A 12,432-nucleotide genomic window follows, 5' to 3' on the forward strand; every position below is an offset into this window, starting at 1 on the left:
CTGATTCCAACATTTCAGTGAAATTGCCGAATCTTGTGTGAATTGCCGGACCGCCATCTTGATTTCCGCGACTTGCCCCTAAAAATCGGCATTGTGGTGCCGAATTATTGAGACGCCAGACGACATCGCATGAAACCCGCAATATCGGATAAAAAAGAAAGCAATCAGGAAATGTCAGTACAGGATAGCGCACCGGAAATCGGTGAAATCATCGAAGCAAGCAGCACGGCCGATATCAATGCCAATGATCTTGAGATGCTTGGCCTGCTTGAAAAGAAAGTGCGCTGGCTGTCAAGCTGGACAATCCATAATGCCAACCATCTGCGCCCCAAGCGCGACGGCATCAAGGTTGGCGGACATCAGGCCAGCTGTGCGTCGATGACCACACTGATGACAGCCCTTTATTTCAATGTTCTGCGTCCGCAGGACCGGGTTGCGGTCAAGCCGCATGCAAGCCCGGTATTTCACGCGATTAACTATCTGCTTGGCCGTCAGACCAAGGAAAAGCTTGAAAACTTCCGCTCGTTCGGTGGTGCGCAATCCTATCCGTCAAGGACCAAGGATGGCGATCAGGTTGATTTCTCGACCGGCTCCGTCGGCCTTGGTGCGGCGGTGACGAACTTTGCCGCCCTGACGCAAGATTACCTGCGCTACAAGGACATGCTGCCCAAGGATGAAACGCCCGGTCGCATGGTCGCCCTTGTGGGGGATGCGGAACTTGATGAAGGCAACATCTATGAGGCGCTGCTTGATACCTGGAAGCATGATATTCGCAATGTCTGGTGGGTGATTGATTACAACCGCCAAAGCCTTGATGGCATGATTGATGCCCATTTGTTCCGCATCATTGGCCGGTTTTTCCGGGCGGTTGGCTGGAACGTCATTACCATCAAATATGGCCGCAAGCTGCATGATGCCTTTGCCAAACCGGGCGGGAAATCGCTTAAGAAATGGCTCAATGATGTACCGAATGACATCTATTCCGCGCTGACCTTCCAGGGTGGGGCGGCATGGCGCAAACAGATTACATCGGACATGGACGGCGACAATGCGCTGGCAAGCCTGCTGGGTGATTATGACGATGATCAGCTCCATGACCTGATGACCAATCTGGGCGGCCATTGCATGGAAGCGGTGCTGAGTGCCTTTGATGCCGTTCCCAATGACAAGCCGACCGTCTTTATCGCCTATACCGTCAAGGGCTATGGCACGCCGCTTCAGGGGCATAAGGACAACCATGCCGGCCTTATGAATGTGCCGCAGATGGATGCCTTCAAGCTGCAAAACAACGTTGCCGACGGTCAGGAATGGGATCTTGCTGCGGGCCTTGATATCAGTGCTGATCAGATGCGTGATTACATCGCCAAGGCACCGTTTAACGATGATGCCCCGCGCAACAAATCGGCCAAACACATCACCATCCCGGAAATGCCTTACGCGCGGACGGAAACGTCCAGTACGCAGGAAGTCTTTGGCAAGATCCTGAATGAACTGGCCAAGATGAAAAGAAGCGACCTTTCCGATCGTATCGTGACAACGTCGCCCGACGTGACGGTGTCAACCAACCTTGGCGGGTTTGTGAATCAGCGTGGCCTGTTTGGCCGCGAAGAACTGGCTGATGAATTCAAGGAACGCAAGGTTCCCTCGGCTCAGAAATGGATCAGATCGCCAAGTGGTCAGCATGTTGAGCTGGGCATTGCCGAAAACAACCTGTTTCTTAATCTCGCGGCTTTGGGCCTGTCACACAGCTTGTTTGGCGAACGCCTGTTCCCGATCGGCACCCTTTATGATCCGTTCATTGCGCGCGGCCTCGATGCGCTGAATTACGCGTGTTATCAGGATGCGCGTTTCATGGTGGTTGCAACGCCAAGTGGCATCACGCTGGCCCCGGAAGGCGGCGCGCACCAGTCGATATCAACGCCGATGATCGGCATGGGTCAGCCGGGCCTGACCAGTTTCGAACCCAGCTTCGGCGATGAGCTGGCCGCCATCATGGGCTGGTCGTTTGAACATATGCAGGACCCGGACGGTGGATCGATTTACCTGCGTTTGTCGACCAAGCCGCTGTCGCAGCCGGAACGAGACCTGTCAGAGTCTGAGAAGACCGAAATTATTTCGGGTGGCTATTGGCTGCGCAAGCCGGGCGAAGACTGCAAGATGGCGATTGCCTATTGCGGCGCCATGGCACCAGAGGCGATTGCGGCGTGGGAAAAGCTGTCGGATGATCATCCGGGCCTTGGCCTGCTTGCCGTCACCTCGACCGATCGTCTTTATAACGAATGGCAGGATCTTGAACGCGCGCGTCTTGAAGGCAAGGCCGATGGCAAAATGGCCCACGTGGAAAACCTGCTGAAACCGCTGGCATCCGATGCCCGGCTTGTCACCGTGATTGACGGCCATCCGGCGGCCCTTGCATGGCTTGGCGGTGTGCGTGGTCATGCGGTCGCCCCGCTGGGTGTGAATGCCTTTGGCCAGTGCGGTGATAGCATCGCGCTTTATGATCACTACCAGATCGGCACGGAGGCCATCCTGCGCGCGGCGAAACGCTGGGATTGATAGGGCAGGCTTGATGTTCGAAAGGGCGGGTGCTTAGCCCTCCCTTTTTTCATGTCTGGCTCGACCACTTGGAGTGGCCTGGCAGTTGACGCAATGTCGGATTGTAAGTACGAGAACTGTTCGCAATTTATAAAAATTAAAATCGGTTCAGTGTGTAACCCTGAGCCGGGCAGTGAAACGTTCTTATGAAAAACAGAAGTCTTAAAGGGCTTTATCCGGCGATGCCGTTTGGCACACCGATTGAGGCCGCGCGCGCCGGCGGCGGGGCCCTGATTGGACTGGGGCTGGCAGGTTTTTTGCTGTCAGTACCCGAGTTGCAAGGCGCAGGTCTTTATCTGATTGCGCCATTCGGTGCGACATCCGTCTTGTTGTTCGCAGTACCCAACAGTCCACTTGCGCAGCCATGGTCCGCGATTGTTGGTAACAGCGTTGCCGCGATTGCCGGGGTGGCTGTGTGCATGATGGTTGATGATCCTGTGCTTCGGGTTGCGTTGGCGGTCGGGCTGGGCATTTCAGCGATGATTGTCGCACGGGCGGTTCATCCGCCTGGTGGTGCGGTTGCGATGGTCGCTGCCTTGAACCCGGATATGATCGCGGATCTCGGCTTTCGCTTCGCCGTGACGCCGGTTGCTGTTGTGACAGCAATTCTGGTTCTGGTCGCGATTGCCTATGCCCGTTTGACCGGGCGCACATATCCATTCCGCCATTTCGATGACAAAGGTTTGCACCGGACGGCAGATCGTGCACCAATCGAACGGCTTGGCCTTGATGAGGATGAGCTAAACGCGATCCTGCAGCAATACAGCCAGTCGCTTAACCTTGGTATTGAAGACCTTGCGCGTTTGATCGGTGCGGCTGAATTGCAGGCGGCGTCGCATCGCACCGGGCCGATGACCGCGCGTGATATCATGTCGCGCGATCTTGTGACTGTTGAGGCGGAAACACCCCTTGGTGAGGTGGCCGACCTTTTTCGCAAGCATGGCTTTACCTCCTTGCCAGTGATTGGCGCGGACGGCCAGTTCATTGGTGTGATCTTTCAAATTCATCTGATCCGCCGCGCACGTGAGGATGCATTGCGTCTGGATCGTGGGTTGTTATCGGCGATGTCGCGTCTGGTTGATCGCAAGCGTGAAGCGCCTGTCCGGGCGATGGAAATCATGTCTGTCACGGAACCACGTGCCACGCCCGATACACCAATTGCGGCGTTGCTACCGCTGATGGCGGATGGCGCTTGTGATGCCGTTCCTGTTCTTGATTATGGAAAAATCATTGGCATTGTGACCCGAACTGATTTGATCGCCGCCATGGCCCATGCAAGCATTACTACCGATTGAGTTGCCCACAAAACTGGAAAAGCCCCATGACTGAGACTGTTACACTGACAATCGAACAGGCTGAAAAGCTAAGCCTTGCCGTGCTGGAGGACAATGGCTTTGGCGAAGAACATGCAGGTGCCATCATGCGCAGCGTGGTTGCCGCCCAGATTGATGAGTGCCATTCGCATGGGCTTTATCGTCTGATGGGTTGTGTGCAAACCGCCCGCAATGGCGGGCTTGATACCCATGTTCTGCCGGAAATTATCGATCAGGCGCCAGCCGTCACGCGGGTAAATGCGCATAAGGGATGCTCGCTTCTGGGTTTTGAAATGGGCTTGCCGAAGCTTGTTGAAAAGGCGCGACACTGTGGGATTTCGGTTCTGGCGATCAATAACTGTTTCCATTTTTCAGCGTTGTGGCCGGAAGTCGAACAGATATCGGCCCATGGTCTGGTGGGGATGGCCATGACGCCAACCCATGCCTTTGTCGCACCTGCTGGCGGAACCAAGCCGCTTTTGGGTACCAACCCGATTGCCTTTTCATGGCCGCGTCCGGGAAAGACGCCTTACACCTTTGATTTCGCCACCAGCATGATCGCCCGTGGCGAGATCGAGTTGCACCGCCGCGCAGGCAAGGCAATCCCCGAAGGTTGGGCGATTGACACAAACGGCGCGCCAACAACGGATGCAGCCAAGGCTCTTGAAGGGGCGATGCTGACCTTTGGCGGACATAAGGGATCGGCATTGTCGACCATGATCGGACTGCTAGCCGGGCCGTTGATTGGCGATGTACTGGGGCACGAGACATATGCGGCATCCGAAGATGCACCGGGCAAGCCCCATCATGGTGAAATGATTATCGCGTTTTCACCGGAAACCTTCTTGGGCGCGGATGCGCAGCAACATCTTGATCATGCCGAAGAGCTGTTTGACGAGATCGTCAAACAGGGTGCAAGACTGCCATCGCAACGCCGGTTCGCGGCTCGTGAGCGCAGCCACAAAAACGGGGTGACGATCCCCAGGGCGCTGCATGATGAATTATTGGCTTTGACGGCACCGCAATAAGACAAGGCGCGCTCTGTCTTGATCGGGGCATATGGCGTTTATTTTTTTCGTTGGGTAAGCGCTCATTGGCTTGCAATGCGCCCAACCGTCGAACAAATCACGCAGTATGCATCAGGAACCGTGATTTGGTGCTGTGTGATCTGAAAGGACGTTGCTCATGGAATATCTGATGTTGCTCGGCGGTTTGGCCGGGCTTTTCTTTGGGGGGGAATCTCTGGTGCGCGGTAGCGTCGGGATCGCCCGCAAACTTTCCATGTCATCGCTTCTGATTGGTTTGACCGTGGTCGGTTTCGGGACATCGACGCCGGAACTGCTTGTCTCCATGGATGCGGCATTGCGTGGTGTGCCTGATATTGCGCTTGGCAACGTAATCGGGTCCAACATTGCCAACATCTTGCTGATCGTTGGTGTTTCTGCCGTGGTTTGGCCAATTGCGGTATCTGGTGGCACGCTTGGTCGCGATACCGCTGTGATGCTTGGTGCTGCTGTCGTGCTGGTGCCGTTCTTTGCGCTTGGTGACCTTGGTCGTGTGGCTGGCGGGTTTATGTTTGCGGCGTTGATTGGTTATCTGGTGTTTGCCTATCGCCAGTCGCGTTCGGAGCCCGCGTCATCGACGGATCTGCCCGAGGCGGTTTCAAATGTTTGGCTGTCAATTGTCTGGGTTGTCGCGGGGCTGGCGATGTTGATGGTTGGCGCCCATTACCTTGTCGAAGGGGCGGTGACCATCGCGCGCACCTTTGGTGTGTCCGAAGCCTTTATCGGGCTTACGATTGTTGCGGTTGGTACGTCCCTGCCAGAGCTGGCGACGTCATTGATTGCTGCGTTGAAGAAGCAATCTGAAATCGCGATTGGCAATATTGTCGGGTCGAACATTTTCAACATTCTGGGGATTCTCGGCCTGACGGCGGTCGTGTCGCCGATTCCGGTGGCAGACCGGTTCCTGATGTTTGATCTTCCGGTGATGATTGCAGTTTCGATTGGCCTGACGCTGATGCTTCGCCGTCCGCAGATTGGCCGGATACCCGGCATTATTATGCTGGTACTGTATGCCGGTTACGTATGGGCAGCCCAGTAAGGGGTGTCGGCGCAGGGCAGGCTTCTTTTCTGGGGGGCCTAGAAAAACGCCTGCTTTATGCCATCGATGATGAACTGGACCGCAAGCGCGGCAAGGATCATACCCAGCAGGCGTGATACAACGGTGGCAACGGTCGGACTGAGGCGTTTGGCAACCACGTTTGCCAGCAGGAAGAAGACAAAGGCGATGACCATCACCACGGCGACCACACCAATGACGCTGGCCTGCATGGCGATATTGTCTTCGAACTTGCCCATCAAAAGCATCACGGATGCGATGGCGCCGGGGCCGGACAGGAACGGGATCGACATCGGGAAGATCGAGACATCATCGGCCTCATCGTCGGGGATGGTGACGTCGCCGTTTGATTTGGCCGGGCTTGCTTTGGGTTTTGCCTTGGGCTTTTCGGCTTCGTGATCTTCTTCGAGTTCCTGATGGACCTGTTCGGCGCGCTGGTTGCGTTTCTGGCTGCGCTTTTCAAACAGCATTTCAAGCGCGATCAAAAACAGCAACGTGCCCCCGGCAATCCGGAAGGCGGGCATGTGAATGCCAAAGATGCCCAGTAACCCTTCGCCGATCAGGGCAAAGGCCGCGAGGATAAAGAAGCTGGTCAAACAGGCACGGATCGCCATCCGTCTGCGATGGGTGGCACTTGTGCCCTGTGTCAGGACGATGAAAACCGGCACCAGACCCAGCGGGTCAATGATCACGAACAATGTGACAAAGACCGGGATCAGATCATTTAGCATATCAAGCATCGGTTCTTCCTGCTTTCGGCGGTTGCGCGACGGATGCGTATATTGCGCCTATCTTGGCAGGTAAATGGTTAAATTGGCAGTTCTTTCCCCGGAAGGGTCTAGCGGCGTTTGCCGCGATTGCGGCCATATCGACCGGCACTTTCCGGCCAGTCGACATAATCAACCGGTTTCTTGCGCACCCATTTGACGAACTTGATGATGTCGGGATGGGCAAGCAACTTGTCGGGGCTGTTATAGTCGCGCGCAAGGGTGGCTTCGTCAAACAGGCGGTGGATCATGCGATGGCAAACGCGGTGCAGCCATTCGGTTTCGGTCCCGCCCTGTGATTTCGGGTGCCAGTGATGGCGATCAACACTGGGACCTGCGATCATCGCCCGACCACAGATCGCGCATTTCCCAAGGTCAGAACGATCAGAATTTCCCGGTATTGCCATGGCCGATTATTGCGGCGGCATGCGCCGGTTTTCAAAGAATTTCTGCCATGTGCCGGGCTTAAGCGCACGCAATGCCTTGATCCGCGCGACAACTGACGGATGGGTATCAAGCAGGCTGGGTGGTTGGGTGCTGCGATAGGGCACAAGACCCAGACGTTTGCGATTGATCTGATCGATGTGAAGCAGGGCATCAATCATGTCTTCCGGGCCGTTCAGAAGGTCGCTTGCACCGTGATCGGCGGCAAATTCACGGTCGCGGATGACCGCGCGCTGGAACAGGAAGCTGATCGTCGGCACCGCGCCAAACAGGATAATCATCCAGGCGGGTGGATTGAAATCGCCAAAGATAAAGATCGCAAGACCAAACAGCGCGATGGTCCATGTTGCGCGATAAAGCACATCGGTAATCAGCAAAATACGGGTATCGCCATGCCAGGCATGCGCCACTTCATGGGCCAAAATGGCGCGCATCTGGCGCGGAGACAGGCCATGAACAGCGTCGCTTGAAATCGCAATCGTGGTGTTGTCGTCCGTGCCGGTCGTGATGGCATTAACGCCCTTACCCGGCAGCAGGAACAATTTTGGTTTGTGACCAAGTTCCGCGCGTTCGGAAAGCAGGCGACTCATTTCATGGATGGCGGGATAATCTTCCCCCGAAAGCGGACTGGCGCGCAGCATCTTCATCAGGATTTCTGGCGAGATCATCGGTGAAAGTACCAGCATCAGGGCAACGGCAATGCCGGCCGAAATCATCATCGATATCCCGCCCAGCATCCATGCACAGGCGGCAAGCACGCCGATCATGCAGGCCATCAGCCCGCCCGCGTGGGAGACTCCACCGGGCTGAATGGCCAGAAAGCGTTGAATGAAGTCGGGAAGCTGCGGCGTGTTGTCAGCCATTGGCGTTTTGCCTGTCAGGGTTCGGGTTGGGGCCTTATCCAAAGATAGGGATGATCACTGCAGATACGCAAATGCAACCTTTGGCGCGGACGGGAAAATTTATGTCAAACAATCGGTTGTTTGCATTGATCCAGCACAGGTTTCTGCCAGCAGAAATTGGTTGGGTTTCGATACTGGAATTTGGGAAGAATTGCGTGATGTGATGACGCAGTAAGGCAATGAAATAAAGGGCTTTGCGGCGAAATCTTAACACATCCTTATATATTCGACTAGAATAGTGGGAGTATGCCATTGGCTAGGATACCCGTTGTGGCTTTGCCGCGCGGGTGGTTTGTCATGCGCAATTGCCAAATGGTCAGCGGCAACAGATATAAGAGACCTGCCCTTGTTTCATGGGCGGTGGTAGTGGAAGGACTTGATGGGCCTGTTGGATAAAATCCGACCAACCCGCAAATCGGATGCGGGACGCGAAGGGGATCGTACCCCGCTGGAACGGTTGTTCTGGCGGTCGATTGCGCTTGTCGGCGGATTCTCGATGGTGATCAACCTGCTGAACATGGTGATCCCGATCTATTCCATGCAGGTATTTGACCGGGTTCTTTCCAGCCGGTCGGTGGATACGCTGGCCCTCCTTACCCTTGGTATCGGTCTTGTTCTGGTCTTCATCGCCTCGATGGAACAGCTGCGATCACGGGTTTTGATCCGGGTCGGGACGGCACTTGATCTGCGTCTGGGTGGGGAGCTGTTTGCCCACGTCGTGCAGCAATCCGCACGCGGCAGCCAGATGCGCCAGCGACCTTTGCGCGATTTGTATGGCTTGCGCGGGTTTCTGACCGGCAGTGGTCCGTTTGCCCTGATCGATTTCATGTGGGCGCCGGTCTATATCGGGGTCGTGTTCATTTTCGATACCCGCCTTGGCATGGTGGCATGCGGCGGGGCGTTGTTGTTGATCGTGATTGCGATTGCCAACGAAGCTGCCGCCAAGATTTCTGTCGATCGGTCCGAGGAAAGCCAGAACCGCGGTATTGCGCAGGAAGAAACCTATGTCCGCAATGCCGAGGCGATGGAAGCGATGGGCATGACCCAGTCCGCCCGTCAGCGCTGGCAAGCGGATCAATCAGATTCGCTTTATTGGGAAGGGCAGGCCAGTCGCCGGGTTGGCACATCGACCACGTTATCGCATTTTGTCCGCCTTGCCATGCAGGTCTGCTTTATCGGGGTTGGCGCCTATTTAGTCCTGTCCGAAAGCATCACGATCGGCATCATGGTTGCATCCATGATTCTTGGCATGCGCGGTCTGGCACCATTTGATGGCGCAGTGACAGCATGGCGCAGCTGGAATGCAGCACGCAGTTCGTTTGAACGTCTTAATAATATCCTGCTTGAAAAACGCCAGACAGTCCCGGCCCCGATGCCGCGTGGGCGGGGGATGGCGGTCAGTGTGGATCGGCTTGTCTTTGCGCCGCCCAACAGCCGCAATGTGCTTTTCAAGGGATTCTCGTTCAAGGCCGGACCGGGGCAGATTATCGCAATCGCCGGGTTTAACGGGGTCGGCAAGACCGCGCTTTTGAAGCTGATCATGGGCATCTGGTTGCCGGGGTCGGGGTCGGTGAAGCTTGATGATGTTGAAGCATCCCGCGCAGATCGCACCGAAATGGGTGCTCAGATCGGTTATCTGGCGCAAAACCCGTTCCTGTTTCCCGGAACAATTGCCGAAAACATTGCCCGTCTTGGTAATGCGGAAATGCGCGATATCATTCAGGCTGCTGAATTGGCTGGTGCGCATCAGTTCATTCTGGATTTGCCAGATGGTTATGATACGCGGGTTGATCGTGGGGGGCGCAATCTTTCGGGCGGACAGCGGCAATTGATCGCACTCGCCGCTGCCCTGTTTTCGCGTCCGCGTTTGTTGTTGCTTGATGAGCCGACAACCGCCCTTGATGACAATGGCGTTACCCATATCAGCGAACTGATCGACGTTTTGCGCCGCAACGGCATTACGACCTTTATCGTCAGCCACGAACGCGAAATTCTGGCACGCGCCGATGCCATTCTGGCACTGGCGGACGGGCAAATTCAGGTTGTGCCGGTCAAGGGTGGCGCGAAATCAGCAGTATCAAAACCGGCTCCGGAAAGTGGTCAAATTGCACGTGGCCTGCCACCAATGTCCCGCCCGGCCGAGCCAATGGCCGACGCGTTGCCATCTGATGGTCAAATGCGCATCACCCCCAAACAGATTGCCGTGCCCAACCCTGACGCACCGCGCCCGATTGTTGAGAAAAACACGGCCCCCAATACCCATCCGGCAGCAGCCATGAGCACGCCGGAACCTGAAGTCGGGATCGAGGAAACACCAGAGATCGCGGATTTCGGTGCCACCGGCGAAGCAGGTTCTGGTCGCGCACAAGCCGCAAAGCAGGCGGCAGGTATCGCCAAGACAGAAATGAAACCCCAGCCGACCCCGGGTGGCACGATGATGACCATGCGCCCGGTCAGCAAGAAACAAGCTGCGACAAATGACGCAACCCGCAAGGACCCACCGGCCCGCGCATCGCGTGAAGCCCGACCGGCCAGTGCCGCCGATCTTGCGCCCAAGCGCGCCGCGACCAAACCACAGGCCCAGCCGGAACGAGCAGCGCAATCGGCCCGCAAGCCTGCGCCACAGCGCAAAATGAGTGAAGCCGAGGCCATCGCCAAAGCCCGCGAAGAAGCCGCGATGCGCATGCGCAAAGTGCGTGAGGATGCCGAACGTGCCGCTGCTGCGCGCGCACCGCGCCGCAAACCGGCCGAGGCAGAGGATCGCCCGATGGACCGCGCACAACCAAGTGCACAAAATGCCCGTCGCGGTCGTCCGCAATTGCGTGTGGTTGAAGGATCGGCTGAACGTCGACAGGGTGGTGCCTGATGTCTGGTGGTGTGCAACTTCCAACCGCGCGCGAGCTTAGTACCGATGTTAAGCCGTTGGTGCGGATCGGCTTTTTGATCCTGTTTTTGGGCTTTGGCTCGGTCCTTCTGTGGGCCGGTACGGCCGAGGTCAATTCGGCCGCGACGGCCAGTGGTGTGGTTGCGCCATTTTCGGGCCGACAAAGCGTTCAGCATCTTGAAGGCGGCATCATTCGCGACATTCTTGTGCGCAATGGCACGCGGGTCCAGGCGGGCGATGTCCTGATCAGGCTTGATGATACACGTTCACGGGCAAGTTATGATCTGCTCAATAACCGTTATCTCAATGCGCTGGCGACCCAGACGCGGCTGATTGCCGAACGGGCGCAGGATGATTATTTGTCATTCCCGCCGCCGCTTGAAGATCCGCGTTATTTTTCGATCACCGATGCACAACGCACCCTGTTTGACAGTCGCCGCAGTGCGTTTGCCGGTGAGCTTGCGCTCTATGACGAACGCATCAAGGAATTGCGCCGAGAGATTATTGGCACGCGCGAGCAAAAGACCGCTGCCGAACAGCAGGTCGGGATCGTCAAGGAAGAGCTCGCCATGGTCAAGCCGATGGTCGATCTTGGCTATGCACGGCGGACCCGGTTGCTGCAACTTGAAAGCCGGTTGGTTGAAACCCTTGGCAATATCGGGCGGTTTTCAGCCGACATTGCCCGGATCGAACAGCAAATCCAGCAGGTCAAAGCCAGCCAGTCACAGTTGATGCGCGACCAACTGCAATCGATCAACACAGAATTGCGCGATATCCAAAGCGAGATTTCCGATCTGAATGAACGTCTGCGTTCGGCCGAGGATATCCTGGTGCGTTCCGACATCAAGGCGCCGCGCAATGGCACAGTCACCAATATGCAGTTCACCACGGTCGGCGGGGTCATCCCGCCCGGTGCACAGGTGCTTGAAATCGTGCCGGCGGATGATCGGCTTGTGATCGAGGCCCGCGTTTCCCCAAACGATATTGACGTCGTTTCGGCCGGTCTTCCGGTCAATATCCGGGTGACATCGTTCAGTCAGCGTTGGTTTGCGCCGGTCAAGGGCACGGTAACCGATGTCTCGCCGGACCGGCTGACAGACTCCGAAGGGCGATCCTATTTCCAGGCCATGGTCGAGATCGATGCCGAAAGCCTCGCCGAGCATGAAGGGATGATTTTGTCGCCTGGCATGCCCGCCCAGTTGGAGATCGTAACGGGTGCCAGAACGATTCTCGCTTACCTGTTTTCACCGATCACCACCAGCTTTGATCGCGCATTCCGCGAACAATGATTTGGTAAATAACGTATAGGTCATGGCGGCTAAATCTATACAACCTGACAGATTCTGACAGACCGGGCTTTTTCCTTCCAAAACGCCGGAAAATATGAGAAAAAACGCATCAACCGT

The 12,432-nt window shown here is 56.3% G+C and carries 9 protein-coding genes; 6 read left to right on the forward strand and 3 right to left on the reverse strand.

The features are described from left to right. Window positions 1-171: 171 nt before the first annotated feature. The 4 genes from DY252_RS03330 to DY252_RS03345 all read left to right on the forward strand — a co-directional run bounded on the left by DY252_RS03330 (window position 172) and on the right by DY252_RS03345 (window position 6,011). The gene (locus tag DY252_RS03330) at window positions 172-2,556 is read left to right on the forward strand and encodes a transketolase (protein ID WP_064788257.1); all 2,385 of its coding nucleotides are present in this window, start codon (window positions 172-174) and stop codon (window positions 2,554-2,556) included. Window positions 2,557-2,741: 185 nt separating this feature from the next. Beyond that, entirely contained in the window at window positions 2,742-3,890 is a 1,149-nt protein-coding gene (locus tag DY252_RS03335; RefSeq protein WP_064787607.1) for an HPP family protein, read from the forward strand. Between the two features lie 26 nt (window positions 3,891-3,916). Next, the gene (locus tag DY252_RS03340) at window positions 3,917-4,936 is read left to right on the forward strand and encodes an Ldh family oxidoreductase (RefSeq protein ID WP_064787605.1); all 1,020 of its coding nucleotides are present in this window, start codon (window positions 3,917-3,919) and stop codon (window positions 4,934-4,936) included. Window positions 4,937-5,093: 157 nt separating this feature from the next. Further along, window positions 5,094-6,011, forward strand: a complete 918-nt coding sequence (locus tag DY252_RS03345; RefSeq protein ID WP_064787603.1) for a calcium/sodium antiporter — start codon at window positions 5,094-5,096, stop codon at window positions 6,009-6,011. A 38-nt stretch (window positions 6,012-6,049) separates the two neighbouring features. Here the strand turns inward: DY252_RS03345 and DY252_RS03350 are convergent, their stop codons facing one another. From DY252_RS03350 to DY252_RS03360, 3 genes are all read right to left on the reverse strand, one after another. After that, entirely contained in the window at window positions 6,050-6,769 is a 720-nt protein-coding gene (locus DY252_RS03350) for a MarC family protein (protein ID WP_231959627.1), read from the reverse strand. 98 nt (window positions 6,770-6,867) lie between these two features. Further along, window positions 6,868-7,203, reverse strand: coding sequence for an HNH endonuclease signature motif containing protein (locus DY252_RS03355; protein WP_064787602.1), 336 nt, complete (start codon window positions 7,201-7,203; stop codon window positions 6,868-6,870). A gap of 6 nt (window positions 7,204-7,209) precedes the next feature. Then, window positions 7,210-8,103 (reverse strand): M48 family metalloprotease, encoded by an 894-nt coding sequence (locus DY252_RS03360; protein ID WP_064787600.1) that lies wholly within the window; start codon window positions 8,101-8,103, stop codon window positions 7,210-7,212. A gap of 418 nt (window positions 8,104-8,521) precedes the next feature. On the opposite strand from DY252_RS03360, the gene DY252_RS03365 reads away from it, so the two are divergent. Further along, entirely contained in the window at window positions 8,522-11,008 is a 2,487-nt protein-coding gene (locus DY252_RS03365; protein WP_064787598.1) for a type I secretion system permease/ATPase, read from the forward strand. Continuing rightward, window positions 11,008-12,315, forward strand: a complete 1,308-nt coding sequence (locus DY252_RS03370; protein WP_064787596.1) for an HlyD family type I secretion periplasmic adaptor subunit — start codon at window positions 11,008-11,010, stop codon at window positions 12,313-12,315. The genes DY252_RS03365 and DY252_RS03370 overlap by 1 nt, the downstream gene beginning before the upstream one ends. The last annotated feature ends 117 nt before the right edge of the window (window positions 12,316-12,432 follow it).

This window comes from Thalassospira indica, from assembly GCF_003403095.1.
In the GTDB taxonomy this organism is placed as follows: Bacteria; Pseudomonadota; Alphaproteobacteria; order Rhodospirillales; family Thalassospiraceae; genus Thalassospira; species Thalassospira indica.

Coding starts and splice junctions, on each gene's coding strand:
- DY252_RS03330 (WP_064788257.1), top strand. CDS start 172: ATGTCAGTACAGGATAGCGCACCGGAAATCGGTGAAATCATCGAAGCA.
- DY252_RS03335 (WP_064787607.1), top strand. CDS start 2,742: ATGAAAAACAGAAGTCTTAAAGGGCTTTATCCGGCGATGCCGTTTGGC.
- DY252_RS03340 (WP_064787605.1), top strand. CDS start 3,917: ATGACTGAGACTGTTACACTGACAATCGAACAGGCTGAAAAGCTAAGC.
- DY252_RS03345 (WP_064787603.1), top strand. CDS start 5,094: ATGGAATATCTGATGTTGCTCGGCGGTTTGGCCGGGCTTTTCTTTGGG.
- DY252_RS03350 (WP_231959627.1), bottom strand. CDS start 6,769: ATGCTTGATATGCTAAATGATCTGATCCCGGTCTTTGTCACATTGTTC.
- DY252_RS03355 (WP_064787602.1), bottom strand. CDS start 7,203: ATGGCAATACCGGGAAATTCTGATCGTTCTGACCTTGGGAAATGCGCG.
- DY252_RS03360 (WP_064787600.1), bottom strand. CDS start 8,103: ATGGCTGACAACACGCCGCAGCTTCCCGACTTCATTCAACGCTTTCTG.
- DY252_RS03365 (WP_064787598.1), top strand. CDS start 8,522: ATGGGCCTGTTGGATAAAATCCGACCAACCCGCAAATCGGATGCGGGA.
- DY252_RS03370 (WP_064787596.1), top strand. CDS start 11,008: ATGTCTGGTGGTGTGCAACTTCCAACCGCGCGCGAGCTTAGTACCGAT.